Annotated in this window: 25 protein-coding genes; 8 read left to right on the top strand and 17 right to left on the bottom strand. The window is 69.2% G+C overall.

The annotated features are described in order from the left end of the window. Nucleotides 1-130: 130 nt before the first annotated feature. A complete protein-coding gene (gene fur, locus C996_RS0109050; protein ID WP_017940353.1) occupies nucleotides 131-556 on the bottom strand; it encodes a ferric iron uptake transcriptional regulator in 426 nt (141 codons plus the stop codon). A gap of 98 nt (nucleotides 557-654) precedes the next feature. Here fur and C996_RS0109045 point away from each other — a divergent pair, with 98 nt between their 5' ends. After that, entirely contained in the window at nucleotides 655-1017 is a 363-nt protein-coding gene (locus C996_RS0109045) for an outer membrane protein assembly factor BamE (RefSeq protein WP_018867132.1), read from the top strand. A 45-nt stretch (nucleotides 1018-1062) separates the two neighbouring features. Here the strand turns inward: C996_RS0109045 and C996_RS0109040 are convergent, their stop codons facing one another. From C996_RS0109040 to C996_RS0109030, 3 genes are read right to left on the bottom strand one after another with little or no spacing between them, the layout of a single operon-like run. Next, the gene (locus tag C996_RS0109040; protein WP_051074742.1) at nucleotides 1063-1416 is read right to left on the bottom strand and encodes an RnfH family protein; all 354 of its coding nucleotides are present in this window, start codon (nucleotides 1414-1416) and stop codon (nucleotides 1063-1065) included. 28 nt (nucleotides 1417-1444) lie between these two features. Then, nucleotides 1445-1885: a type II toxin-antitoxin system RatA family toxin gene (locus C996_RS0109035; RefSeq protein ID WP_017940350.1), complete on the bottom strand. Its 441-nt coding sequence runs from the start codon at nucleotides 1883-1885 to the stop codon at nucleotides 1445-1447. Beyond that, on the bottom strand, nucleotides 1885-3243 hold the full coding sequence (locus C996_RS0109030) for a sodium-dependent transporter (RefSeq protein WP_017940349.1): 1359 nt from the start codon (nucleotides 3241-3243) through the stop codon (nucleotides 1885-1887). Before C996_RS0109030 ends, C996_RS0109035 begins: the two co-directional genes overlap by 1 nt. A gap of 197 nt (nucleotides 3244-3440) precedes the next feature. Between C996_RS0109030 and smpB the strand changes: the two genes are divergently transcribed. After that, nucleotides 3441-3920 (top strand): SsrA-binding protein SmpB, encoded by a 480-nt coding sequence (gene smpB / locus C996_RS0109025; RefSeq protein WP_018879902.1) that lies wholly within the window; start codon nucleotides 3441-3443, stop codon nucleotides 3918-3920. A gap of 515 nt (nucleotides 3921-4435) precedes the next feature. Continuing rightward, nucleotides 4436-4621 carry a hypothetical protein gene (locus C996_RS14795; protein ID WP_081618711.1) on the top strand — a complete coding sequence of 62 codons (186 nt, stop codon included), beginning with the start codon at nucleotides 4436-4438 and terminating at the stop codon, nucleotides 4619-4621. Nucleotides 4622-4888: 267 nt separating this feature from the next. Here C996_RS14795 and dnaQ read toward each other — a convergent pair whose 3' ends face one another. From dnaQ to C996_RS0109010, 3 genes are read right to left on the bottom strand one after another with little or no spacing between them, the layout of a single operon-like run. After that, entirely contained in the window at nucleotides 4889-5599 is a 711-nt protein-coding gene (dnaQ, locus tag C996_RS0109020) for a DNA polymerase III subunit epsilon (RefSeq protein ID WP_018867129.1), read from the bottom strand. 11 nt (nucleotides 5600-5610) lie between these two features. Further along, entirely contained in the window at nucleotides 5611-6072 is a 462-nt protein-coding gene (gene rnhA / locus C996_RS0109015) for a ribonuclease HI (RefSeq protein WP_018867128.1), read from the bottom strand. Further along, entirely contained in the window at nucleotides 6065-6826 is a 762-nt protein-coding gene (locus tag C996_RS0109010; protein WP_028485091.1) for a hypothetical protein, read from the bottom strand. Before C996_RS0109010 ends, rnhA begins: the two co-directional genes overlap by 8 nt. On the opposite strand from C996_RS0109010, the gene C996_RS0109005 reads away from it, so the two are divergent. Further along, nucleotides 6825-8405, top strand: a complete 1581-nt coding sequence (locus tag C996_RS0109005; RefSeq protein ID WP_026279268.1) for a LysM peptidoglycan-binding domain-containing protein — start codon at nucleotides 6825-6827, stop codon at nucleotides 8403-8405. The two genes, C996_RS0109010 and C996_RS0109005, sit on opposite strands and share 2 nt — an antisense overlap. A 92-nt stretch (nucleotides 8406-8497) precedes the next feature. Here the strand turns inward: C996_RS0109005 and C996_RS0109000 are convergent, their stop codons facing one another. The 8 genes from C996_RS0109000 to C996_RS0108965 all read right to left on the bottom strand — a co-directional run bounded on the left by C996_RS0109000 (nucleotide 8498) and on the right by C996_RS0108965 (nucleotide 18774). Further along, nucleotides 8498-9922 (bottom strand): rhodanese-like domain-containing protein, encoded by a 1425-nt coding sequence (locus C996_RS0109000; RefSeq protein WP_018867125.1) that lies wholly within the window; start codon nucleotides 9920-9922, stop codon nucleotides 8498-8500. Nucleotides 9923-10293: 371 nt separating this feature from the next. Further along, nucleotides 10294-11625, bottom strand: a complete 1332-nt coding sequence (gene hflX, locus C996_RS0108995; RefSeq protein WP_018867124.1) for a ribosome rescue GTPase HflX — start codon at nucleotides 11623-11625, stop codon at nucleotides 10294-10296. Nucleotides 11626-11643: 18 nt separating this feature from the next. Further along, nucleotides 11644-11898, bottom strand: coding sequence for an RNA chaperone Hfq (gene hfq / locus C996_RS0108990; RefSeq protein ID WP_026279267.1), 255 nt, complete (start codon nucleotides 11896-11898; stop codon nucleotides 11644-11646). A 127-nt stretch (nucleotides 11899-12025) separates the two neighbouring features. After that, nucleotides 12026-12994 carry a tRNA (adenosine(37)-N6)-dimethylallyltransferase MiaA gene (miaA, locus tag C996_RS0108985; protein ID WP_018867122.1) on the bottom strand — a complete coding sequence of 323 codons (969 nt, stop codon included), beginning with the start codon at nucleotides 12992-12994 and terminating at the stop codon, nucleotides 12026-12028. Further along, a complete protein-coding gene (gene mutL / locus C996_RS0108980) occupies nucleotides 12994-14886 on the bottom strand; it encodes a DNA mismatch repair endonuclease MutL (RefSeq protein WP_018867121.1) in 1893 nt (630 codons plus the stop codon). Before mutL ends, miaA begins: the two co-directional genes overlap by 1 nt. 399 nt (nucleotides 14887-15285) lie before the next feature. Continuing rightward, entirely contained in the window at nucleotides 15286-16593 is a 1308-nt protein-coding gene (locus tag C996_RS0108975) for an N-acetylmuramoyl-L-alanine amidase (protein WP_051074658.1), read from the bottom strand. Nucleotides 16594-16807: 214 nt separating this feature from the next. Then, on the bottom strand, nucleotides 16808-17290 hold the full coding sequence (gene tsaE / locus C996_RS0108970) for a tRNA (adenosine(37)-N6)-threonylcarbamoyltransferase complex ATPase subunit type 1 TsaE (RefSeq protein WP_018867119.1): 483 nt from the start codon (nucleotides 17288-17290) through the stop codon (nucleotides 16808-16810). Next, the gene (locus tag C996_RS0108965; protein WP_018867118.1) at nucleotides 17287-18774 is read right to left on the bottom strand and encodes a bifunctional ADP-dependent NAD(P)H-hydrate dehydratase/NAD(P)H-hydrate epimerase; all 1488 of its coding nucleotides are present in this window, start codon (nucleotides 18772-18774) and stop codon (nucleotides 17287-17289) included. Before C996_RS0108965 ends, tsaE begins: the two co-directional genes overlap by 4 nt. On the opposite strand from C996_RS0108965, the gene queG reads away from it, so the two are divergent. The 3 genes from queG to C996_RS0108950 all read left to right on the top strand — a co-directional run bounded on the left by queG (nucleotide 18774) and on the right by C996_RS0108950 (nucleotide 23411). Next, nucleotides 18774-19961 carry a tRNA epoxyqueuosine(34) reductase QueG gene (gene queG, locus C996_RS0108960; RefSeq protein ID WP_196799355.1) on the top strand — a complete coding sequence of 396 codons (1188 nt, stop codon included), beginning with the start codon at nucleotides 18774-18776 and terminating at the stop codon, nucleotides 19959-19961. The two genes, C996_RS0108965 and queG, sit on opposite strands and share 1 nt — an antisense overlap. A 121-nt stretch (nucleotides 19962-20082) precedes the next feature. Further along, the gene (locus tag C996_RS0108955) at nucleotides 20083-22515 is read left to right on the top strand and encodes an EAL domain-containing protein (protein ID WP_018867116.1); all 2433 of its coding nucleotides are present in this window, start codon (nucleotides 20083-20085) and stop codon (nucleotides 22513-22515) included. Between the two features lie 104 nt (nucleotides 22516-22619). After that, nucleotides 22620-23411, top strand: coding sequence for a ferredoxin--NADP reductase (locus C996_RS0108950; RefSeq protein ID WP_018867115.1), 792 nt, complete (start codon nucleotides 22620-22622; stop codon nucleotides 23409-23411). Between the two features lie 18 nt (nucleotides 23412-23429). Here C996_RS0108950 and C996_RS0108945 read toward each other — a convergent pair whose 3' ends face one another. Together C996_RS0108945 and C996_RS0108940 are read right to left on the bottom strand one after the other, a co-directional pair. Further along, a complete protein-coding gene (locus C996_RS0108945) occupies nucleotides 23430-24041 on the bottom strand; it encodes a DNA-J related domain-containing protein (protein WP_018867114.1) in 612 nt (203 codons plus the stop codon). After that, the gene (locus tag C996_RS0108940; protein WP_369771501.1) at nucleotides 24038-24445 is read right to left on the bottom strand and encodes a YchJ family protein; all 408 of its coding nucleotides are present in this window, start codon (nucleotides 24443-24445) and stop codon (nucleotides 24038-24040) included. The genes C996_RS0108945 and C996_RS0108940 overlap by 4 nt, the downstream gene beginning before the upstream one ends. 131 nt (nucleotides 24446-24576) lie before the next feature. Between C996_RS0108940 and C996_RS0108935 the strand changes: the two genes are divergently transcribed. Beyond that, on the top strand, nucleotides 24577-25422 hold the full coding sequence (locus C996_RS0108935) for an SDR family oxidoreductase (protein ID WP_018867112.1): 846 nt from the start codon (nucleotides 24577-24579) through the stop codon (nucleotides 25420-25422). Nucleotides 25423-25754: the final 332 nt, after the last annotated feature.

Genomic DNA, 25754 nt, shown 5'->3' with positions numbered 1-25754 from the left:
AGGCACCTTAAACTCCGGAGGCCGAACCAGGGCCAGCCACAACAAGCAAAACAGCCGAATCGGAAGCGACTGAACACCCGAGGCCGAACCGGTGCCAGCCGGTCCGCGGTGAGTAAAACCCCGATAGCGGTCAGGCCGGGCGGTGGGGACAGGCGTGGTCGTTACAGTCGCCGTACAGGACCAGGGCATGATCCTTGATGGAAAAACCGTGGTGCTGGGCCACCTCGCGCTGGCGCCGCTCGATCGTCTCGTCGAAAAACTCCTCGACCCGCCCGCACTGGTTGCACACGATATGGTCATGGTGGCCACCACGCTCCAGCTCGAACACCGCCTGATTGCCCTCCAGGTGCAGACGACAGACCAGCCCGGCCGCCTCGAACTGGGTCAGCACGCGATACACCGTGGCCAGGCCGATCTCCTCGCCGGATTCGAGCAGCTCGCGATAGATCGCCTCGGCCGTCAGATGCCGGGTCTCCGAAGTCTCGAGGATCTCGAGGATCTTCATCCGCGGCAGCGTGACCTTGAGTCCCGCCTTCTTGAGATTACTGGTTTCCATTGCCTGTTTTCCCGGTCCGATCCGCTTGAGAGCGGCGGGACGCTTTGGTGTACCATGCGCGTTCACGGCCCACCAGACGCCGAGGACCGCCCGCTCAGATGATCAAGATTCTCATTTCTATCGCCGTGGCCGCAAGCCTGCTGAGCGCCTGCGGCGGCCTCAACCAGTTCCGTCTGGATGTACAACAGGGCAATGTGATTGACCCCGTCCAGGTGGCGCAGATCCAGCCCGGCATGACGCCGCAGCAGGTCCGTTTCCTGATGGGGTCGCCCCAGCTGGAGCCCGCCTTCCGCGCCGATGAGCGCTGGGACTACGTCTACTACCGCCGCCCGGGCTTCGGGGCGACCGAGCGCCAGCGGGTCACGGTGCACTTCGAAAACGGCGTGGTCAGCCACGTGGATGCCGACATCCCGCAGCCGGTCGCGCTGGACGAGCACCCGGTGGACATGGACAACGACTGACGCTCGCCTGCATCCCCGAAGTGCCGCGGGCTCACAGGGCTCTCGCTATTCCTCCGCGTTCTCCGGCCCTGCGTCCTTCTTCGATTCGCCCCCGGCTTCCGCATCGCCCTTGCCCGGCTTCTTCTTGCGCCCCTTTCCGGCGCGCTGGCGGCGCACCTCCTTCGGGTCCGCGATCAGCGGACGGTAGATCTCGATGCGGTCACGCGGCCGCAGCACGGTGTCGCGCCGGGTAATCTTGCCGAAGATCCCGACCTTCGCATTCTCCAGATCAATCTCCGGAAACTGCAGCTCGATCTCGGACTGGCGCAGCGCGGTATCCACCGTGGTGCCCTCGGGCACCACCAGTGGCAGGATCACCTGGCGGTCGGGCCGCGCATAGGCCACCTCCACGCGGATCATGCCGTCCGCGGCGGCCGGGGCCACGGGACTATCCGGCACCGTGGACCTCGCGCGCGCGCTGGACAAAGGCATCGACCAGCGAATTGGCAATCTGGTTGAATACCGGCCCGATCGCGAAGGCCATGATGCGGTTGGCGAACTCGAATTCCAGCTCCAGGGCGATACGGGTCTTGCCGCCCTCCACCTGGCTGAAGGTCCAGGTCCCGTGCAGTCGCCGGAACGGCCCGGAGACCAGGCGCATGTCGATGCTCTCCGGGCGTTTCAGGGTATTGCGGGTAGTAAACGACTTGTGCAACGCGCCCTTGGCCAGTTCGATCGTGCCTTCCACCTCGTGCTCGCCGCGCGGGCGCGCCGACGCACTGCGACAACCCGGCAGGAATTCCGGATAGGCATCGACGTCGTTCACGAGATTGAACATCTGCTCCTGGGTGTAGGGCACATCCGCGTAGCGGCGAATCTTCGAGGCCATCAAATCAACTCCACCGCACGCAGGAAGACAAACAGGATCGCGACCGGAGCAACGAAGCGCACCAGGAAGTACCAGACCTGATACAGAGCCGGGTGCTTCATGCGCAGCTCGGACTGCACCGAGCGCTCGGTCATCCGCCAGCCCACGAAGATCGCGATCAGGAAGCCGCCCAGCGGCAGCAGGATGTTGGCCGTCACGTAGTCCAGCAGGTCCAGGATGCCCATGTCGAACAGGGTGTAGTCGGACCAGACGTTCAGCGACAGCAGCGCGCCAATCCCCAGGAACCAGGCCCCGATGGCGATCATCGCGGTCGCCATCACCCGGGTCAGACCCATGTTCTCGACCAGGAAGGCGACCGCCGGCTCGATGATGGAGATCGCCGAGGTCCAGGCCGCGAACACCAGCAGCACGAAGAACATGGTGCCGAAGTACAGTCCGCCCGGCATATCGGCGAACGCCAGCGGCAGGGTCACGAAGATCAGCCCCGGCCCCTGCTCGGCCGACAGCCCGGCCCCGAGCACGATGGGGAAGATCGCCAGCCCGGCCATGATCGCCACCAGGGTATCCGCCCCGACCACCGCCGCCGAGGTGCGCGCAATGGACGCCTCGCTCTGCAGGTAGCTGCCGTAGATCATGATCGCGCCCATCCCGAGACTGAGCGTGAAGAAGGCCTGGCCCATCGCCAGCAGCACCGCGTTCGCCGACAGCGCGGAGAAATCGGGATACAGCAGGAACTGCAGGCCGGCGAAGAACTGCCCCTCGACCATTGCATAGCCGACCATCACCACCAGCATCACGAACAGCAGTGGCATCAGGATCGTCACCGCCTTCTCCAGGCCCGACTGCACCCCGCGCGCGACCACCATCGCCGTCATCACCATGAAGATGGTGTGCCAGGCCAGCAGCGCCTCCGGGTCCGCCAGCATGTTGCCGAACATCGATTCGGAACCGTCCGCGTCCAGCCCGAGGAAGCCGCCCGTGCCCGATTTGAAGACGTACGACAGCGACCAGCCGGCCACCACGCTGTAGAAGGACAGGATCAGGAACCCGGCGAGCACCCCGATCCAGCCGATCATCCCCCAGGCGCGCGTGAGCCCCTCCTCGCGCGCCAGGGCGGACATCGTGTTGATCGGGCTCTGGCGCCCGCGCCGCCCCAGCAGGATCTCCGCCATCATCACCGGCAGGCCGATCAGCAGGATGCAGCCCAGATACACCAGCACGAAGGCCCCGCCGCCGTTCTCGCCGGCGATATAGGGGAAGCGCCAGATATTGCCGAGGCCGACGGCCGAACCGGTGGCCGCCAGGATGAAGGCCAGGCGGGTCGTCCATTGCCCGTGGATCGAGGTCGTGGCAGGCATCAGTGGCTCCTTTGTGAGCGGAGACGGAAGGCGTGTGCGCGGCCATCGCGCCCGGGCAGCGCCCGGGCCCGGGCGCACAGCGCGTCGCCGAGTCCGCCGGAATTGTGGGGCAGCGGGTCCTCAGGCTCAACTTTCACCACGGATGCAGGCCCATGCCGACTGCTTCGCCGCGCCGCCTGCAGTACACTGCGCGGGTTATGGGAAAGAAGAAGAAACAAGGCGGCGACAACTCCAGCACCATCGCGCTCAACCGCAAGGCGCGCCACGATTTCTTTATCGAGGACCGCCTGGAGGCGGGGCTGGAGCTGGAGGGCTGGGAGGTCAAGTCCATGCGCGCCGGGCGCGCGCAGCTCAGCGAGGCCTACGTGCTGCTGCGCAACGGCGAGGCCTTCCTGTTCGGGGCCCACGTCACCCCGCTGCCCACTGCCTCCACCCATATCAACCCGGACCCCAGCCGCACGCGCAAGCTGCTGCTCCACCGCTCCGAGATCAACCGCCTGGTCGGCGCGGTGGAACGCAAGGGCTACACCCTGGTACCGATGGCCCTGTACTGGAAGCGTGGCCGCGCCAAGCTCGAGATCGGGCTGGCCAAGGGCAAGAAGGAATTCGACAAGCGCGCCGCCAAGAAGGACAAGGACTGGGAACGCGAGCGGGCGCGGATTTTGAAGCACAACTAACGCCGCTGCACCCCGCCCGCCGTCCCCGTTCCGGCTCGCGCCGGTCGCCCCGGCCCCATCCCTCGCCGTTTACGGTCCCTTCGTCCGGCCGCCTGCCTCGTGGTGGCTGGTCCTGGTTCGTCCTCCGGTGTTTACGTGCCTTCGGTCCGTCGCCTGCCATGTGGTGGCTGGTCCTGGTTCGCCGCTCGGTGTTTACGGTGGCTTCTGTCCGCATACTGCCCGGCGCTGACTCGCCAGCGCGCCCCGAGTGACTTCTTTGCTCGTGCAAAGAAGTCCCCAAGAAACACGCCCGACTGCCGCGACCCCGGCCCGCTGTGCGGGCCGGGGTTTCCCTCGCTCCGAGGCTTTTCGCGGGCGGCGCTGAACTCGCTACGCCTTCGGCTTCGCTCAGACATCCAGCGCCTCTGATCCCGCGAAAACCCTCTCCACTCGGCGCGACGACAACGGGGGGATCAAGGTCAAGACAACGGCCATCCACAGGTTCGTGGTAATGGAAGAAGGCTGGGTCTTCGGACATCCTGGGCACGCTCGGCCGTTGGCCGTTGCGTGCCGCGCCCGCGAGCGGGCGCCTGGGGGGCTTTCAGGCGGCAGGGCTGTTGTGGTGTCGTGGGGCTGGAATACCTTCTGTCTTGACCTTCCCCTCCCGTATGGAGCCCCTCGTGGAGGGCGTGATGGGCCGGGAGAAGGCGCTGGATGTCTGAGCGAAGCCGAAGGCGCAGCGAGTTCAGCGCCGCCGGCCCAGCGCGTCCGGAGCGAGGTTCCCGGGCGGAATCCGGGTGCCCTTCTTTGGGTACTTTCTTGGGCAAGCAAGAAAGTGCCTCGGGGCGCGCTGGCGAGTCAGCGCCGGGCAGTATGCGGACAGAAGCCACCGTAAACACCCGATGCTGAACCAGGCCTAGCCACAACAGGGCAGGCGGCCGAGCGAAGGCACCAGAAGGCCGGAAAAGCTCCGCCGCCGGACGACGGAATCAGGCGTTGGCGCGCCAGCGGCAGGTGCCGCCGGCTGCCTCATCGAGGGTCTGCAGGAGCGCCTCGTGCGCCGCCTGCTCCTCCGGCGTCGGCTCGATCACCGGAAGCGGCTTGCCCGAACGCCGCGCCTGGACGGGCCCGGCCGCGGCGTCGCCGTCACCCCCGGCATCCAGCGTCAGCGCCACCTGCCCCCCGGTCATCGCCAGATAGACATCCGCCAGCAGCTCGGCATCGAGCAGCGCCCCGTGCAGGGTACGCCCGGAACCGTCCACCTCGTAGCGCTTGCACAACGCATCCAGGGAGTTGCGCGCCCCGGGGTGCATGCGCCGCGCCATCACCAGCGAATCCAGCACGGTGCAGACCTCGGCCACCTCGGCCGCCGGCGCCGCATCACCCAGCAGACGCAGTTCATGGTTGATGAAGCCGACATCGAACGGCGCGTTGTGGATGATCAGCTCCGCACCACGGATGAAATCGACGAACTCACCGGCCACGTCAGCAAAGCGTGGCTTGTCGGCGAGGAATTCGTTGGTGATCCCGTGCACCTCGATGGCACCGGCGTCGATCTCGCGGTCCGGCTGCAGGTACTCGTGGAGCTTGCGCCCGGTGGGACGGCGGTTGTCCAGCTCCAGACAGCCGATCTCGATGATGCGGTGGCCGTCGCCGGGCTCCAGGCCCGTGGTCTCGGTATCCAGCACGATCTGGCGCATCGCGTTACCCCTCAGTTCTCGATCGGTTCACCGGCCAGCAGGGCGTCGATGCCCGCATTGGCCAGTTCATCGGCACGTTCGTTCTCCGGATGGCCGCTGTGGCCGCGCACCCAGTACCACTCGATATCGTGACGCTGGGCCTGCGCGTCCAGCGCCTCCCACAGGTCGCGGTTCTTGACCGGGGATCCGCTGGCGGACTTCCAGTTGCGCCGTTTCCACCCGGGCAGCCACTCGGTCACGCCCTGCTTCACATACTTGGAATCCGTGACCAGTTCCACCTTGCAGGAGCGTTTCAGGGCCTCCAGCGCGCGGATGGCGGCGGTCAGTTCCATGCGGTTGTTGGTGGTCTCCGCCTCGGCGCCGTAGAGCTCGCGCTCGCGCCCGCCGAAGCGCAGGATCGCGCCCCAGCCGCCGGGACCGGGATTGCCGCGGCAGGCCCCGTCGGTATAGATGTACACACGTTCGTCAGCCATGCGTTCGGCGGGCTCCGGAATGATCGGTGCGCGAGGATACCAGCCCCGGCCGCATCGCGGGGTTGGGCATCGCAAAGCGGAACCGCTGTGCCGGGCGCAGGGGCATGTCCACACGTTTGTGGGCGACGGTCAGGATCATGCTGGCCAGCGGTGGCAGGCCGCGCAGGGTCCAGGCGTCCATGGTCGCCAGGCGCTTTTGCCAGGCGGCGGGCAGCCCCGGCGGGAGCAGGCTCAGGCTCCACTGATCGAGGACCTCCAGATCCGCCGCCTCCAGTAGCTCGCGATACTGGCGCCGGCGCAGTCCCTCGGGCACCGGTGAGGCGCGCACGCCGTTGCGCCCAACGTGCTGCAGGCGGTTGCCCTCCAGCAGAAACACGCGCCCCTCGGGTTCCAGCACGCGGGCCGCCTCGGCCACAACCGCCTCCGGATGGTCGCTCTGCGCGCAGGGATGGGCCAGCACGATGCGCCGGGCGCAGTCGGACTCCAGCGGCCAGGCCTCCGGATCCATGCGCAACACCGGATGCGTCGAGGCAATGCGGACCAGCGGCGCCTGCAGGGCGTCGCTGTCCTCCAGGATCGGCACCGGGGCCAGCTCCACGGCCAGGTCGCCGGGGCCCGGGTCACCGTAGCGACGAATGCGTTCCAGAAAGCGCTCGCGGACCCTGCGCCCCTGGGGCTGGGCGTACCAGTGCGCCAACCAGTTCAGGAACGGGTCTTGGTGATCCCCCATCTCTGGTTTATCCTCCAGCGCCATGAAACTACGCCTCCACTCGCGGCTGACCACCGCCATGACCCTGGGCCTGACGGCACTCTTCGCCTCTGCCTGTAGCCTACACGACTCCGAGCGCACGCTGGATACCTCGGCGGCGGATCAGCCCATCGTGGAACCGCGCACCACCGAGGATGTGCAGGCCGCGATGGAACGCCAGAGCCGCGACGCCGCACAGCGCGCCGCCGAGACGGATGACCTGTGGGAGCGCGCGCGCCTGGGCTTCGGCTTCAACGATGCGCTGGACCACGAACGCGTGGAGCGCTACATCCAGCACTACCGCGACCACCCGCGGATCATCGAACACAGCACTCGGCGGGCGGAGCCCTTCGCCTACTTCATCCTGTCGGAGATCGAGGCGCGCGACATGCCTGCCGAGCTCCTGCTGTTACCGATCGTCGAGAGCGGCTTCGTCGCTCAGGCGACCTCGCGCAGCCGCGCGGCCGGGATCTGGCAGTTCATGCCGGCCACCGGCGACTACTTCGACCTCGCGCGCGACCACTGGTACGACGGGCGCCGCGATGTCTACAAGTCCACGCTGGCCGCGCTGGACTACCTCCAGGCCCTGCACCGCCGGTTCGACGACTGGTACCTGGCGCTGGCCGCCTACAACTACGGCCAGGGCAACATCCAGCGCGCGATCGACCGCAACGCCGCACGCGGCGAGCCCACCGACTACTGGAGCCTGGACCTGCCCGCCGAGCCCACCGCCTACATCCCGCGGCTGCTGGCCCTGCGCCACCTGTTCCTGGACCCGGACAGCCACGACATCGCCATCACGCCCATTGCCAACGAGCCGGCCCTGGAGATGATCGAACCCGGTCGCCAGGCGGACTTCTCGCTGATCGCGGAACTCGCCGACCTGGACACCGAGACCCTGAAGCAGCTCAACCCGGGCTATCACCGGCACGCCACCCACCCCGGCGGCGCGCAGCACCTGTTCGTCCCGCGCGAGGCCCTTCCGGTCCTCGAGACGGCGCTGGAGACACGCGATGACGAACCCCTGATCCGCTTCCGGGAGTACACCGTGCGGGCCGGCGACAACCTGGGCCGGATTGCCGAACGCACCGGCACCCGGGTGGCGGTGCTGCGCGACATGAACAACCTGAACGGCGACCTGATCCGCGCCGGGCAGACGCTGCGCCTGCCAGCCAGCGCCTCCGGCGAGGACACCCCGGTACAAGTCGCCGGCGACAACGGCCAGCCCGCCGAGGATTACGAGGTCCAGCCGGGTGACAGCCTGTGGCACATCAGCCAGCGCACCGGCATGTCCATCGGGGCCCTGCGCGCCGCCAACGGGCTGGAGCCGGACGCGATCCTGCGCCCGGGCGACACCCTGAAGGTCGTGCGCGCCGATCCCGAGCGTGGCCCCGATGGCCGGCGCGTCGAATACGAGGTCCGCCCCGGCGATTCCCTGTCGACCATCGCCCGTCGCCACCAGGTCAGCATCGGGGATCTGCGCCGCTGGAACGGGCTGAACGGCGACGGCATCCGCGCCGGCGAGACCCTGACCCTGTACCTGGCCAGCGCCGACCGGGAGACCCTGGCCCAGGGCGACGCCTGAAACAAGGCGCCCCACGAAAAAGCCCCGGGCAGGACCCGGGGCTTTTTTCGTGGGGAAGCGGGCGGCGCCTGCCGCCCGCGCGACACTCGGGATCAGGCGGCCCGGCGATCGTCCTCGCCCGTGGCGGCCGCCCGGTCCCAGGCCTGCATACCGCCCACCACGTTGTACACCTGGTGGTAACCCAGGCGCTGGAGGATGGATCCCGCCACGGTGGAGCGGTAGCCACTGCCGCAGACCACCGCCACCGGCTCGGCCTTGTCGATCCCGGGGATGCCGGTGCGGGTATCGGCCACCGGCTGATTGACCGCGGCCTCCGCATGGCCGGCCTCGAACTCGGAGACGGCCCGAACATCGACCAGGCGCAGGCGCCCGTCGGCGATCGCGGTCCGCGCCGCCGGGGCATCCAGCTGGGCAAGCGTGGCCAGGGGCAGGCCGGCACTGGCGTATGCCGCCATGCCGCCGCGGACAAAGCCCTCGATATAGTCACGGCCGGTGCGTACCAGCTGGCGCACGGCCTGCTCGATCACCGCGGGATCCCCGTTCCGGTCCACCAGCACGATCGGGGTATCGTCCGGCGTGACCCAGCCGGCCCAGTTGGCGAAACCACCGTCGATGCCGATGCCCAGGGCCCCGGGGATATGACCGCCGCCAAAGGCCAGCGGATCGCGCAGGTCGATCACCGTCACCTCGCCGGCGGCGGCACGGCTCGAAACCGCGTCCGGGTCCAGGGCCGTCATGCCAGGCAGCGGGATCACCGCCTTCGGCCCCTCGGAGTTGATCCGCTTGTTGCGCGGATAGAAATCGGGGATCGGCGGCAGCCCGTTCAACAGCTGGTGCACAAAGGCGTCCTCGTCCAGCGACGGGTCCAGGTACGGGTTGGTCCGACGCTCGTAGCCGAGCGTGGAGACCGGCCGACCGGCCATCCCGGCGCCACAGGCCGAGCCGGCACCGTGGCCCGGATGCACCTCGACCCCGTCAGGCAGATCCGCCAGCTTCTCGCGCACGCTGTGGAACATCTGCCGCGCCAGCGCCTGCTTGGCCTCCTCGCCGAGCAGGTCCGGCCGACCCAGGGAGCCCACGAACAGGAAGTCACCGGTGATGATCGCGATCGGATCCTCGCCGGAGCGGGCCCCGTCATAGACCACGAACATCAGGTGTTCCGGGGTGTGCCCCGGTACATGGCGGGTCTCTATGCGTACATTGCCGAGCTGGACCGCATCCCCCTCGACCAGGTCCTCGTGCGGGAACTGCACCTGAAAATGCTCGCCCGCATCGTGCCCGGACAGCAGCAGACGGGCGCCGGTCTTGTCCGCGAGTTCGCGGGCGCCGGAGGCGAAATCGGCGTGGATGTGGGTATCCATCACGCGGGTGATGCGATAGCCGTTGCGCTCGGCGTACTCCAGGTATACGTCGACGTCGCGCTGCGGATCGATCACGGCGATCTCGCCGCTGCCCTGACAGCCGACCACGAAGGAATGCTGGGACAGGCCGGGATCGACAAAGCGTTCAAATATCATGCGGAACTCCTCGCGTTGGCTTTTGCATGAATGTCCGACTATTTTGGTCAGGTATTAGCGCAAAAGTTCCTGGCCACGCGAGTCTGCGCAACGGGTGCCTCGTCCACCCGCCGGCCGAATCCACCACGAAGCCACGAAATAGGGCAAGGTCAAAGGCGCTTCACAGGAAGACAGGAAGGTCCGAAGGAATCAATGCAGCCCAAAAAACACTGAGGGCGGACCGTAGCCAGGGAGGGTCCAGCCAATCCCATCAACAGCCTTCTAACCTTCCACCCTTCCTGTCGATTGCTTTTGCCCTTGGTTTTTTCGTGTCTTGGTGGTGACTCTTGTCGGACGGCAGGAGACGATCGGCGCGGAGGGCCGCGACTGGGTTACGCGGGGGTATCGGATTCCCGAGGTTCCAGGCGGGTCGCCTCCGGGTCCAGGCCCGCGGCGCGGAAGAGCTGTTCGAAGCGGCGTTGCGGCAGGTGCAGGCGGAGCTGGATCGATCCGTCCGGCGTGGTCTGTTCGGCCTCCACGGCCTTTTCCTCGTAGAGCTGGGCACGCAGCCGACCGGCCGCGGCCGGCAACTCGAACCAGCCCTGGGTCATGGACTCGGTGAAGGTCTCGGCCAGGCGCTGTTCCAGGCGCGCCACGCCCTCGCCGGTACGGGCCGACAGCCAGAAGGCGTCATCCGCCCGGCCGAAGCGCTCGTCCGGATCCTCGGCCGGGTTCTCCAGCTGGTCGATCTTGTTGTAGACCCGCCAGCAGGGCACGTCCTCGGCACCGATCTCCGCGAGGACCTCCTCGACCTGACAGATGCGCGCAGCGCGCTCCGGGTCGGCGGCGTCGATCACGTGCAGCAACAGGGCCGCCTCGCGGGTCTCGGTCAGGGTCGCCTTGAAGGCAGCGACCAGCTCGTGCGGCAGGTCGCGCACGAAGCCCACGGTGTCGGCCAGGATCAGTGACTGGTGCGGCGCCAGGTCCAGGCGTCGCAGGGTCGGGTCCAGGGTCGCGAACAGCTGGTCCGCCTGATAGACGTCGGAATGCGTCAGGCGATTAAACAGGGTGGACTTGCCGGCGTTGGTGTAGCCCACCAGCGAGACCGTGGGGATCTCGTTGCGCAGGCGCGCCTGACGGCCCTGTTCACGGGTGCGCTCCACTTTCTCCAGGCGCCGCTCGATATGCTTGATGCGCCCGGCCAGCAGACGCCGGTCAGTCTCCAGCTGGGTCTCCCCCGGGCCACGCAGGCCGATCCCGCCCTTTTGCCGCTCCAGGTGGGTCCAGCCGCGCACCAGGCGCGTGGACATGTGGCGCAGCTGCGCCAGCTCCACCTGGAGCTTGCCCTCGTGGGAGCGGGCGCGCTGGGCGAAGATGTCGAGAATCAGCCCGGAGCGGTCCAGCACCCGGCACTTCAGGTGGGCCTCGAGGTTGCGTTCCTGGCTGGGCGACAGGGCGTGGTTGAAGATCACCACGTCGGCACCGGTGGCCTCCACCGCCTCGCGGATCTCGTCGGCCTTGCCGGCCCCGACAAACAGTTTCGGATGCGGCCGGTCGCGGGAACCCCGCACCACCGCCTGGATCTCGGCCCCGGCGGAACGCACGAGCTCGTCGAACTCCTGGACCTGGGCCTCGATGTCGGGGTTGTCCCCGATGTTCAGCGCGACCAGGACGGCCGCGTTGCCAACGGCGGCCTCGCCGCCGCTCTCCGGACGCTCAAACAAGCCGGGGACCCGTCGTCATCAGGACTCGGCCTCCGCGGAGGCGCCCGCCTCGCCCTCGAGATTCATGTTCACCTGCCGGGCCGGGACGATCGTGGAGATGGCGTGCTTGTACACCATCTGCGAGACCGTACTGCGCAGCAACACCACGAACTGGTCGAAGGATTCGATCTGCCCCTGCAGCTTGATCCCGTTCACCAGGTAGATGGAGACCGGGATCCGGTCCCGGCGCAGCGCATTCAGGAAGGGTTCCTGCAACATTTGCCCTTTGGCCATCGGTGCGTTCCTTGATCGTTATTATTGGTTCGCGAGCCGTGCGAACGACTCTTTGCCGGCCCGCCGGTCGGCTTACCTGAAGCGTAGCATACCGGCTGCGGGTCGCCGTTCAACGCCCGGTCCGGCGTTATCCGGACGTCACCGCCGTCGCCGGCGCAGTACGAGCCGCGTCGATCGCCTCCAGGGCCTGCGACAGATCCGCGTGCTCCGCGTTCAGCCGCGCATGCAGCGGAAAGCGCCGCAAGCCGGTGAGCTGGCGCTTGGCCAGCTGTCGGGTCGCGGCGATGGCGCGTTCGCGAAAGGTCGCAAAGTCGTACTCCCCCGCCAGCCACTGCCAGCCCTGGCGATAGCCCACGGCCCGCTGCGACGGGTGCTCTGCGGTCAGCCCGGGCCGCCGGGTCAGGGCCATCAGCTCGTCGACGAATCCCGCCTCGAGCATCGCGTCGAAGCGCTGGGCGATCCGCGCCCGCAGGCGCTCCCGGTCCTCCGGCCACAGCGCCAGCGAAACCCAGCCGGCCGGGACCTGCGCGGCCGCCCCCTGCTGGAAGCTCGACAGCGCACGCCCGGTCGCCGCGTAGACCTCCAGCGCGCGCAGGATGCGTTGCGGATCGTTCGGGTGGATGCGCGCGGCGGCGGCCGGGTCCACGACCTTCAGCTCGGCGTGCAGGGCCGCGGCACCCTCGTGTTCCAGACGCGCTCGCACCGAGGTGCGCACCATCTCCGGCACCGGCGGGATCGCATCGAAGCCATCCAGCAGGGCACGCAGGTACAGCAGCGTCCCGCCCGCCAGCAGCGCGACCCGGCCGCGCGCATGGATCGCATCGATCGCGGCGCGGGCATCGCGGGCGAAATCGGAGGCGTTGTAGGTGTCCTCCGGGTCGCGGATATCCAGCAAGTGGTGCGGGACCCGGGCCTGCTCGGCCGCATCGGGCTTCGCCGTGCCGATATCCATGCCGCGGTAGACCAGCGCGGAATCCACGCTGACGATCTCCGCGTCCAGGGCCTCGGCCAGCGCCAGCGACAGCGCGGTCTTGCCGCTCGCGGTGGGGCCGGCCAGCAGCACGACTGGCGGCCGGCCCGCTTCCAGTCCGGCCATCAGCGCCCTCGCAGGAACAGGCGATCCAGCGCCGAGTGGTCCAGCTCCACCCAGGTCGGGCGACCGTGATTGCACTGGCCGGAACGCTCGGTGGCCTCCATGTCGCGCAGCAGCTGGTTCATCTCGGGCAGGGTCAGGCGCCGCCCCGAGCGCACGGAACCGTGGCAGGCAATGGTGCCCAGCACCGCGTTCATCGCGCCCTCGGCCCGATGGCTGTAGCCCACCGCGGCCAGGTCGGCCAGCACGTCGCGCACCAGCTGGGCGGTGTCCTGTCCGCGCAGCAGGGCCGGCGTCGCACGCAGGGTCAGGGCCTCCGGACCGGCCCGGTCCAGCTCGAAGCCAAGCCCGGCCAGGAGGTCGGCGCGTTCCTCGGCCAGTTCCGCCTCGGCCGGGGTGACCTCCAGGGTCTCCGGTACCAGCAGCGGCTGCGAGGTCACTCGCGCCCCCTCCCACTCGCGCTTGAGGCGCTCGTAGGTGATGCGCTCGTGGGCCGCGTGCATGTCCACCACGATCAGGCCACGGGCGTTCTCGGCCAGGATGAAGGTCTCGGCCACCTGGCCCAGTGCGAACCCGAGCGGCGGCATGGAGTCGGCATCCGGGTCCGTCGCGGATGCCGTCGGCGCGGCGGCCGACGGCTGTTCGTAGGCGGCTGGTCGGGCCTCGGCCACCGCCGACGCCCCGCGGAACTCGGCCCAGGCCGCACCGAAGCCCGGATCGCGCCCGGATGGCTCCGGTCGCGGTTCGCGGGGCGGCGCGTACCCGCCATACCCGCCACCGGCGCCCGGCACGCCGAGCCCGGACAACGGGCGGTCCGTCGGTACCGGGCGGGACGCCTCCTGGCCTGCGAAGGCCGGCGCACCACGCGACTCGGGCACCGCGGCAGCATGCCCGGCGTCCCCCGGGCGCAGGGCCGCCAGCGCCTTGTGCAGGCTGTGGAAGATGAAGTCGTGGACCATGCGCGATTCGCGAAAGCGCACCTCCTGCTTGGTCGGGTGCGCGTTCACGTCCACCTGGGTCGGATCCAGCTCCAGGTCCAGTACGAACATCGGATGGCGCCCATGGTAGAGCACGTCCTGATAGGCCTTGCGCACGGCCGCAGCCAGCACGCGATCGCGGATCGCACGGCCGTTGACGAAGAAGAACTGCTGGTCGGGCTGGGCCCGCGACTGGGTCGGCGACCCCAGCCAGCCGGACAGCGCCAGGCCGGCGCGCTGCTCGTCCACCGGCGTCGCATGCTCGAGAAAGGCATCGCCCAGCAGGGCCCGTACCCGTTCCGCCGGGTCTTCGGTGGCCGGCAGGTCCAGGGTCACACGATCATTGTGACGCAGGGTGAAGGCCACCTCGGGGCAGGCGACGGCCTGGGTGCGGATCACGTTCTCGCAGTGGTTGTATTCGGTGCGTTCGGTGCGCACGAATTTGCGCCGCGCCGGGACGTTGAAGAACAGGTCGCGGACCTCCACCGTCGTGCCCACTGGGTGCGCCGCCGGTGCGGCCTCGCGAAAGACGTCGGAGCCGTCCCCGGTCAGGCGCCAGCCATTGCGCTCGCCGTCGACCATGGAGGTCAGCGAGAGCCTGGACACGGAGGCAATGGACGGCAGGGCCTCGCCGCGAAAGCCCAGGGTATGCAGGGCCTCGAGGTCGTCCATGCAGGCAATCTTGCTGGTGGCGTGGCGCGAAAGGGCCAGCGGCATCTCGTCGCGATAGACCCCGCTGCCGTTGTCGCTGATCTGGATCAGCCGGACACCGCCCTGCTCCAGACGCACGTCCACCCGCGTCGCGCCGGCGTCCAGGGCATTCTCGAGCAGTTCCTTGACCACCGAGGCCGGGCGCTCGATCACCTCGCCGGCCGCGATCTGGTTGATCAGTTGTTCGGAAAGCTTTGCGATCGCCACGGGCGACACCTGGGGACAGAAAACCGGGTGCCTAGCCTAACCGGGGCGGCGCCGGAGTGCCTAGGGAGACGCTGATTGAATCGCACGTCCGCGTTGGTGCCCCCTGTTTTCCGAGACAAGGCGCGTCGTGCAGCGGGTAGTGGTTCTACCCGCAAGCGGCGCAACGCAGGATCGGGGAACAGGGGGCACCAACCCCACAAGCCATTGAAAGCAGGGGCTCGGCCGCTTTTGCATGCGCACGGCGTTGCGGCTCCCTTGTGCAGAATGACTGCACGGCAGTCACCGCGCCTTGTTCGCACGCAAAAGCGACTCGAGCGCGGACGTGCGATTCAATCAGCGTCTCCCTAGCCGGCGACTGGCCGATACCCGCAAGACGTGACAGGTTGCCCGGGGAGGGGCTTACGAGTCGCGCGGGATCTGCAGGATCTGCCCGGCGTAGATGCGGTCGTCGCGCACGTTGTTGGCCGATCGCAGATCCGCCAGCGACAGGCTGTAGCGATCCGCGATCCCCGAGAGCGTCTCGCCCGGGCGGATAATGTGCTGGTCCGGCTGGCCGTCGGCGATCAGGGTGCCCGGGCGGGCATGCGTGGAGAAGTACGAACGCAGGCCGGTCAGCAGGGCATCCGCCAGCGAGTTCTGGAAGCTGGCGCTGCGCAGCTTGCGCTCCTCGGAGGGGTTGGAGATGAATGCCGCCTCGACCAGGATCGACGGCACATCCGGCGAGCGCAGCACGGCAAAGTTGGCGCGTTCCACTTCCGGCTTGCGCACCTTGCCCACGCGGTGCAGCTCCGCAATCATCCGCTCGGCCAGGGTGTTGCTGGCCTCCAGGCTGCCGCTCTGGGCCAGGTCCAGCAGGACATTGGCCAGGGAATCGTCCTTGCCGTTGATCGGCACGCCGCCCAGGCTCAGGTCCGCCTGGTTCTCGCGCTGGGCGAGGAAGCGCGCCGCCTCGCTGGAGGCCCCGCGCTCGGACAGCATGTACACCGAGGAACCCTGCACGCTGCGATTGGCGATGGCATCGGCGTGGATGGAGACGAAGACGTCCGCGTCTGCCTTGCGCGCCCGCTCGATGCGTTCGCGCAGGGGCAGGAAGTAGTCGCCGCTGCGGATCATCACCGCCTGCATGCCGCGCTCGTTGTCCACGCGCTCGGCAAGGCGCTTGGAGATCTGCAGCACCACATCCTTCTCACGGGTGCCGGCCGGGCCGATCGCGCCCGGGTCGTGCCCGCCATGGCCGGCGTCGATCGCCACCACGACATCGCGCAGGTTCTCCTGTGAGCGCCCGCGGCGGGAGGACCCGTTGTTCTCGGCCGCACGCGGGGCCGCGGGGGCATCCCCGGCCGTCAGGTCCAGCACCAGGCGGTGCGGGGCCCCCTGCGCCGGCATCAGCACGAAGCTGCGCGGCTCCACCGGCTTGCGCAGGTCGAAGACCACGCGCAGGTCGGAGCCGTTGCGCGCGGCATGGCGTACCGCCTTGATCGCCGAGCGCGGGTTGTCGCTGACCGCCAGATCCTCCACCGCCCGCGCGTTTTCGAGGTCCACCACCAGGCGGTCGGGGGACTGCAGGCGGAACATGGAGTACTCGGCCTCGCCATCCATGTCGAACACCAGGCGCGTGGTGTCGCCATCCACCGACATGCGGACCCGCTGCACGCCGGTACGGGCCAGGGCAGGCAACGGCATCCCGACCAGCCCCAGGGCAGTCATGGCGCGCAGCAGCTGGCGGCGGCGCAGATCCGGCAATGTTGGTTGGCCCACGGCGATTCCCTTTGTAATCAGGGGTTCTGACTACATTGTGGACGCTTTTTCTGGAAAAGCAATAGCGATTTTCGTTCTTTATGAGCGAGATATCGCTCGTTTTGCGCGTGGAGGGCCAACTCTGGAGCCCGCTCCCCCTGGGTGCGATCTCTCAACAGGCGGTTTACGAGGCAACGCCCTGGTCGCGCAGGGCCTGGCGATAGGCCTCGGCGAGCGGGCCCTCCAGGCGGAGTTCGCGCCCTTCCTCCCCGGCCGTGCGGTGCGCCAGACGCACGACCAGATCCGGCGCCGGCAGCCAGCCGGCACCGCGTTCCGGCCACTCGACCAGCCACAGGCCCTCGCCCCCGAAGGCCTCGCGCACGCCCAGGTATTCCAGTTCCTCGGGGTCGCCCAGGCGGTAAAGATCGAAGTGCAGGACCTCGCGATCCGCCAGCCGGTACGGCTCCACCAGGGTGTAGGTGGGGCTGCGCACGGCACCCGCATGCCCCAGCCGGTGCAGCAGTCCGCGCACCCAGGTGGTCTTGCCCACGCCAAGATCCCCCTCGAGAAACACGATGTTCGGTTGATCCAGCGCCGCCAGGGCCGCCCCGGCCGCCTCGGTGGCCTCCAGGTGCGGCAGTACCAGCGGGTCGGATGCCGCGCTCATTGCCCACCCCCGGCGGCGGCCGGCAGGGCATCGGCCAGGTCCCTGGCCAGCATGCCGCGGGCCCCGCCCAGACGATCGCGCGCCACCCGGGCGGCGGCACAGTGCCAGGCCGCCCCGGTCTCGGCCGCGCCGCGCGCATCCGCGCCCTGCGCCCGCAGCGCCGCGATGATACCGGTCAGGACATCGCCGCTGCCGGCGGTGGCCATGCCCGGATGCCCCCCGGTCACGCAGGCCAGCGGCCCGGCATCCGACGCGGCCGCAACCAGCGTGCCGGCCCCTTTCAGCAGCACCACGCCGCCCAGGCGTTCGGCCAGGGCCCGGACCTGCCCCGGCCGATCGGCCTCGATCGCCGCGCGGTCCGCCCCCTGCAGGCGGGCCGCCTCGCCCGGGTGCGGCGTCAGCACCCAGTCCGCGGCCCGACGCGGCGCCTCGGCCAGGAGGTTCAGGGCATCGGCATCCACCACCCGGGGCATCTCGGCATCGGCCACGGCCAGCCACAGGCCCCGGCCCCAGGCGTCCAGCCCCAGCCCCGGACCCACGGCGACCACATCGACCCGGCGCATCAGCGCCTGCAGTTCGCCCGCATCGCGGACGCCCTGCACCATCAGTTCGGGGCGCTCCAGATTGGCCCAGGCCGCGTGTTCCGGGTGAGTGGCCAGGGTCACTCGCCCGGCGCCGGCGCGCAATGCCGCGGTCGCGGTCAGCCGGGCCGCGCCGGAATACCCCGGCGCGCCGCCCACGACCAGCACATGCCCACAATCCCCCTTGTGCGCCCCCGGGCGTCGGGGTGGCAGCCCCCGGGACCAGTCCGAGGGGCCGACACGGCGCGCCACCGGGGCCACGCCGTCGAAGATCGCAGGGGGCAGGTCCAGCGGCGCGACCTCCACGGCGCCGACCACGTCCACCGCGGGGCCCGTATGCAGCCCCAGCTTGTCCGCGATCATGGTGAGGGTGCGCTCGGCCCGCACCGCGCGTCCCAGCACCCGGCCGCTGTCGATGTCCACGCCCGAGGGCGCATCGGCCGCCAGGATCGGGGCGCCGTTCGTGTTCAGCCGCTCGATCAGTTCGCCGTAGGCATCCGTCAGCGGGCGCTCCAGGCCGATCCCGAACAGGCAGTCCACCCAGACCTCCGCGGCCGCCGGGTCGAACGATTCCAGCGTGTGGACTTCGCCCCCACCATCACGCCAGCGGGCGTGGGCACGGCGGCCATCGGAATCGGGGCGGGCCCGCGACGGCCCGCCATGGACCCGGACCTGCAGCCCCGCCTCGGCCGCCAGCCGGGCCAGGACGTAGCCATCGCCCCCGTTGTTGCCGGGCCCGCAGACAATGCCGATACGACGGGCCTGCGGCCAGTGACGGCGCAGGGTGTCCAGCAGGGCCTGGCCGGCCCGTTCCATCAGTTCGCCCGGCGCCATCCCCGACTGGGCCAGCCCGGCGGCATCCAGGGCGCGCATGCCCGCGTTGTCGAACAGTGCGCTGGTCAATGCTTGTGGGTCGGGTTCATGATTCACGCCATTACCTCCGTCGCGGAAGCCAAATCGTGCCTCAGTGCCTCGATCCACGCCAATGCACCGAACTGGCCGAACGCATCCGGGCGTGGGGCGGCGAGCTGGGCTTTCAGGCCGTGCGCATCGCACCCGCCGAGGTCCCCGCGGAGGACCGCCGACACCTGGACGAATGGCTCGCGCAGGGTTCGCACGGCGAGATGGGCTGGATGGCCGAGCGCGCGGCCCTGCGCCATGCCCCCGAGGCTCTGGTCCCGGGCGTACAGCGCATCATCAGTGTCCGCATGGACTACTTCCCGCCGGCCACCCGGCGTCCGGCCATCCAGCTGGCCGAGCAGGACCGCGCCTATATCTCCCGCTACGCCCTGGGACGCGACTATCACAAGCTGTTGCGCAAGCGCCTGACCGTCCTCGCGCGCCGGATCGAGGCCGAGGTGGGCCCGTTTGGCTACCGCGCCTTCACCGACAGCGCTCCCATCCTGGAAAAGGCCCTGGCCGCCCGGGCCGGGCTCGGCTGGATCGGGAAGAACACCAACCTGCTGGCGCGCGAGAGCGGCTCCTGGTTCTTTCTCGGGGAGCTGTTCACCGACCTGCCGCTGCCGGTGGACGAGCCGGCGGGCGAGCACTGCGGCCAGTGCACTGCCTGCCTGGAGGTCTGTCCCACGCAGGCCTTCCGCGGCCCGTATGACCTGGACGCCCGACGCTGCATCTCCTACCTGACCATCGAGCTGAAGGGGTCCATCCCCGAGGACCTGCGCCCGCTGATCGGCAACCGCATCTACGGCTGCGACGACTGCCAGCTGGTGTGCCCGTGGAACCGCTTTGCCGAGGTCACGGCGGAACCCGACTTCATCGCCCGCCACGGCCTCGACAGCGCCAGCCTGGTCGAACTGTTCGCCTGGGACGAGGCGACCTTTCTCGCCCGCACCGAGGGCATGGCGATCCGCCGCATCGGCCACCCGCAGTGGCTGCGCAACATCGCGGTGGCCCTGGGCAACGGCCCGGCCACCCCGGAGGCAGAAGCCGCCCTCGCCGCCCGTGCGGACCACCCGTCGGAACTCGTGCGCGAACACGTGGCCTGGGCCCGGGAACAGCTGCGCGCGCGCCGCGGCGCGGTGCCCCCGTCGCCGGAGACCCTGTCCCGGCTGACCCGCGCACCCCGGTAGCCGAGTACTCCGGTAGTCCGCTCGGCGCAGGTTGCCAGCATCGGCGCGACCGGCGACACTCGGGGGCCAAACGCAGCGTCCCCCCGGGCCCCGCCCACCACGAAAGGCTCCGTTCCACGCCATGCCCGACCACCCGGACACCACGCGCTACCAGCGGATCTTCGAACAGGCGCCCGAGGCCCATCTGGTCCTGGACCGGCGCGGCGGGATCGTCGCGGGCAACCAGGCCGCCTGCGAGCTGCTGGGCTACACCCGGGCCGAACTGACCGGCGGCGTGCACATCACCGACCTGGACCTGCAGGCCACCCAGGACGATGTGGACGCCGCCCATTCGGACCCGGACAACCGCCTTCCCGCCCACTTCGAGAGCCGCTACCGGCGGCGCGACGGCAGCGAATTCCCGGCCGAGGTCCACATCAATGCGATCCGCACCGACGGCGAGATCGAGGTCTTCACGACCTTCCGCGACATCACCCGTGAACGTCAGTCGGAACAGAACCTCCGGCGCCTCGAGACCCAGCTCGGGGCCACCGTGCGGCATGCCCCGCTGATCCTGTTCGCGCTGGACGCCGACGGCCGATTCACCCTCTCGGAGGGGGCCGGCCTGCACGCCCTGGGCCTGAGCCCCGGCGAGGTCGTCGGTCGCGACTTCCGCGAGGTCTATGCCGATCACCCCGACACCCTCGCGGCCGCCGAGCGGGCCCTGGCGGGCGAGGCCTTCCAGTTCGAGGACTCGGTCAACGGGACCCACCTGAGCGTTTCCTGGATCCCGCTGAAAGACAGCGACGGCGTACTCGGCGTCGCCTGGGACATCACCTCGCTGCGCGCCGCCGAGGCGGCTACCGGGGCCGAGCGCGACCGCCTGCTGACCACCCTGCAGTCAATCAGCGACGGCGTCATCACCACCGATACCGCCGGACGCCTGACCTACCTCAATCCCGCGGCCCAGGTCCTTCTGGGGGTCGACGCGACCGCCGCCCAGGGCCAGCGCGTGGACGAACTCCTGGATCTCGAGGACACCCGCACCGGGGCGAGCGTGCACCACCCGGTGGAACAGTGCCTGAAGCTCGGCGCGAGTACGGAGTCGCCCGAGCGCATCCTGCACCGGGCCGACGGCGCGATCCGCGTGGTGCGCATGCTGGCGTCTCCCTTGCAGCGACCGGACCGGGCCTCCCAGGGCGTCGTGATCGTGCTCCACGACCACACCGAACTGTGGCAGATGACCCAGCAGCTCAATCACCAGGCGAGCCACGACGACCTGACCGGCCTGTGCAACCGGCGCGAATTCGAGCGACTTCTGGAGGAGGCCCTGCGCACCCTGCAGGGGGACCAGACCCCGCACGTGGTGTTCTACATGGACCTCGACCAGTTCAAGATCATCAACGACACCTGCGGGCACCAGGCCGGCGACGAGCTCCTGCGCGAGCTGTCCGAACGCCTGCTGCACCTGATCCGCGAGAACGACACCCTGGCCCGCCTCGGCGGCGACGAGTTTGGCCTGCTGCTGTGTCACTGTCCGCTGGAGCGCGCGGAGGCGATCGCCCAGCGAATACTGGAGACCGTCCAGGCCCTGCGCTTCCAGTGGGAGGGCCGGCGCTTCGATGTCGGGGTCAGCATCGGCCTGGTCCCGGTCGGCGGCCCGGAACAGACCCTGCCCGAGGTCCTCAGCCAGGCGGATTCCGCCTGCTATGCCGCCAAGGAGAATGGCCGCAACCGGATCTACGTCTGGCAGCCCACCGACCAGGCCCTGCGCCGGCGGCGCGGGGAGATGGAATGGGTTGGCCGCATCCGCGCGGCGCTGGACGAAGGGCGCTTCGAGTTGTTCGGCCAGGCGGTGCATCCGCTGGGGCCCACCGATCCGGACCTGGCCCATGTCGAGGTGCTGATGCGCCTGCGCGACGAGGAGGACCGGTTGATCCCGCCGGGCACCTTCATCCCCGCCGCCGAGCGCTATCACCTGATGCCGGACATCGACCGCCACGTAATCGACAGCGCCTTCGCGATGCTGTCGAGGCATCGCGCGGCGCACGCTGACGGCCCCCGCTGCGACCCGACCGTCGCGATCAACCTCTCGGGCCAGTCGCTGGCCCAGGAGAGCATGCTCGAGTTCGTCACGGAGCGCCTGCAGCACTACGCGATCCCGCCACAGTGCATCATCTTCGAGATCACCGAGACCGCGGCGATCAGCCACCACGAACGGGCCCAGAGCCTGATCCGCACCCTGCGCTACATGGGCTGCCGCTTCTCCCTGGACGACTTCGGCAGCGGGCTGTCGTCCTTCGGCTACCTGAAAAACCTGCCGGTGGACTTCATCAAGATCGACGGCAGCTTCGTGCGCGACATCGCCCACAACGCGGTGGACTCGGCCATGGTCACGGCCATCCACCGTGTCGGCCACGTCCTCGGCCTGCGCACCATCGCCGAATGCGTGGAGTCCGAGGCCACCATGGAACGCCTGCGCGAGATCGGTCTGGACTTCGTGCAGGGCTTCTACCTGTCGCAACCCACGCCCCTGGAGCAGCACCTGGAACCCGCGGACAACGCCAGCCACTGACCCCTTATTTCTGAGTGTTTTCCTTGGTTTTTGCCGGCGCTTTCGCGGCCGCGGCCGCGACTTGCTAGCGTATCGACAAACCAGAAACGGAAAGCCACGCACCCATGCCGTACTCGGAAGAACGCATTACCTCCACGCACCGCTGGTCGGACAAGACCTTCAGCTTCACCACCACGCGACCGGAGGGGCTGGAGTTCAAGAACGGGCAGTTCGTGACCCTGGGCCTGCGCCCCGAGGGCAAGTTGATCCCGCGTGCCTACTCGATCGTCTCCGAGCCCGAGGCCGAGGAACTGGAGTTCCTGAGCATCCATGTGCCGGATGGCGCGCTGACCAGTCGCCTGGCCGAGGCCGGCCCGGGCGACTCGATCTGGATCAACACCAAGGTCACCGGCTCGCTCACCTTCGACTACGTGCAGCCAGGCCGCACCCTGTACATGCTGGCCACCGGCACCGGTCTGGCCCCGTTCATCTCGCTGATCCGCAGCCCGGATCTGTTCGAACACTTCGAGAACGCGGTGCTGGTGCACAGTGTGCGCACGGTGGAAGAACTGGCCTACCGCCAGGAGATCGAGTCGCGCATCAGCGACCGCCTGCGCTACGTGCCCACCGTGACCCGCGAAAACCACGACTTCGCCTGCCCGATCGCGCAGCAGCCGTACGACAACAACCAGCGCGGGGCCGACATGTTCCGCTCCGGCGAACTGAGCCGTATCCTCGACCTGCCCCCGGCCGATCCGGAGCAGGACCGCGTGATGCTGTGCGGCAACCCGGCCATGAACCGCGAGATGAGCGAATGGCTCACCGAGCACGGCTGGACCCAGACGAACTACAAGGGCGTCGGGACCTTCACCGTCGAGCAGGCCTTCGTGACCACCATGTCCGACTCGGACGACTGAGTCCGCGACGGGCGGCGCTCAGGCCCCCGCCAGCAGGATCCAGCGCGCCTCGTTTATCCGCTGCAGGGTTGCCGTGTCGCCCCCGCGATCCGGGTGGTGGCGCTGCGCCATGCGGCGGTACTGATGGCGGACCGTGTCGGCGTCCACGGGGTCGGCCAGCTCCAGCACCGCCAGCGCCTGGTCGCGCCGCTCATCCCGCCCCATGCGGGCCCAGAACTCGCCCAGCAGCGCCTCCACCGCGGCCGCATCCATCCGCTCCAGCTGGGTCAGGTCCAGATAGTAGGCCCGCAGCGGATCGCGGAGCACCGGCAGGCCCTCCGCCCTCGGTCGCGACCCGCCCCTCGCCGGTTCGATCCCGATATCCAGACAGTGGATGCGCACCCACTCGCCTTGCGGCAGCAGCCCGTCGCGCAGCCGGTACAGGCAGTGAAACAGCAGGAAGTGGGTCTGGAACAGGCTCAACGGTTCGCGCAGCCGCGCGGCGGCAAAAGGTGCCACCCCCGCGTCGCGCAACTGCGCGATCAGGGCATGCTCGGTCAGCCCGGACGGCCGCGCCCGCAGGCACTCCAGTACCGGTTCCAGCAGCGCCGCCGCCACCGGCGCCCCGGTCGTCTCATCCGCCTCGATCATGCGCCCGGAAACTCGCCGTCGACATACACCCAGCGCCCATCCTCGCGGCGAAAGCGGCTGCGTTCGTGCAGGCGCACCCCCTGGCCACGCACCCGCGAGCGGGCAACGAACTCGACCCAGCCCTCCCGGTCCTCCGGCCCCCCGGCCCCGGTCGCGCGGATCGTCAGCCCCAGCCAGCGCTGGTCCGGCTCCAGCATCAGGGATTCCGGTCGCGTCTCCGGGGCCCAGGTGGCCAGAAGATAGTCCTCGCGCCCCTCCACGAAGGCGGCATAGCGCGAACGCATCAGCGCCTCCGCCGTTGGGGCCGCGGCCGCACCGTCCAGAAACGCCCCGCAGCAGGCCGGCCGGTCCCGCCCGGACCCACAGGCGCATGTACCCCCCTTCCTGCGGCTGGCCTTGCCCAAGCGATACCCCCCTCATCGAAGTCCCCGCCAGCATGCCCGAGCCATCGCCCGGGGTCGAACCCTCACATTGGGGCTGGTCTTTCACCTGTGGAAACGTTAGGTTGCGAAAGCACCCAAGGGAACGCTGATTCATGGCCAACATCCTGATCATGGGCTGCGGCGATCTCGGCTGCGGCGTCGGAGAACAGCTCGCCGCGGCCGGCCACACGGTCTGGGGCCTGCGCCGCCAGCCGGAGCGCATCCCGGAACCGATCCAGCCGCTGGCCGGCGACTTCGCCCGCGCGGACGCGCTGCCGCCGCTGCCCCCGGCGCTGGACACCGTCTATTTCATCGCCACCCCGGGCGAGTTCACCGAGGCCGCGTACCGCCGCGCCTATATCGACGGCCTGCGCAACACCCTGACCGCGCTGGAGCAGGCCCGCCAGCAACCGCGCCGCGTCGTGTTCGTCTCCAGCACCTCGGTCTTTGGCGCCGACGACGGGCGCTGGGTGGACGAAACCACCCCGGCCGAGCCCACCCGCTTCTCCGGGCGCTGCCTGCTGGAGGCCGAGCAGTTGCTGGCCGACAGTCCGTTGGCCGGCGTGGTCGTGCGCTTTGGCGGCATCTATGGTCCGGGGCGCGAGTACCACCTGCGCAAGGTTCGCGAGGGCGTGCGTGGCCAGCACGAAGCACCGGTCTGGACCAACCGCATCCACCGTGAGGACTGCGTGGGCCTGCTGACCCACCTGTTTCATCTGGACAACCCCGAGCCGCTTTATCTGGGCGTCGATGACGAACCGGCCCTTCGCCACGAGCTGCTCGGCTGGCTGGCGCAGGAGATGGAGCTCGATCCGCCGGGGACGCCGCCGATGCCGGCCGGCGAGGTCTGCGGCAAGCGCTGCCGCAACGAACGGCTGCATGCCAGCGGGTATCGCCTGCGCTATCCCGACTACCGCACCGGCTATCGCGCCCTGCTCGACCAGATCGCCACCACCTGAGCCAAGCCCTCACGCCTTGCAGGCTGAGCCCCGTCGTCCCTTGATGTTTAGTGCTTCGTCTGGCCGCCTGCCCTGTTGTGGCTAGGCCTGGTTCGTCCTCTGGTGTTTACGGTGGCTTCGGTCCACGTACTGCCGTGCGCTGACTCGCCAGCGCGCCGCGAGGTACTTCTTTGCTCGTGCAAAGAAGTACCCAAGAAACACGCCCGACTGCCGCGACCCCGGCCCGCTGTGCGGGCCGGGGTTTCCCTCGCTCCGAGGCTTTTCGCGGGCGGCGCTGAACTCGCTACGCTGCGCTTCGCTCAGACATCCAGCGCCTCTGATCCCGCGAAAAC

The organism is Thioalkalivibrio sp. ALE25, assembly GCF_000377285.1.
GTDB lineage: Bacteria > Pseudomonadota > Gammaproteobacteria > Ectothiorhodospirales > Ectothiorhodospiraceae > Thioalkalivibrio.
Note: the sequence above shows the minus strand (reverse complement) of the source record. Positions and strands in the feature narration are given on the sequence as shown.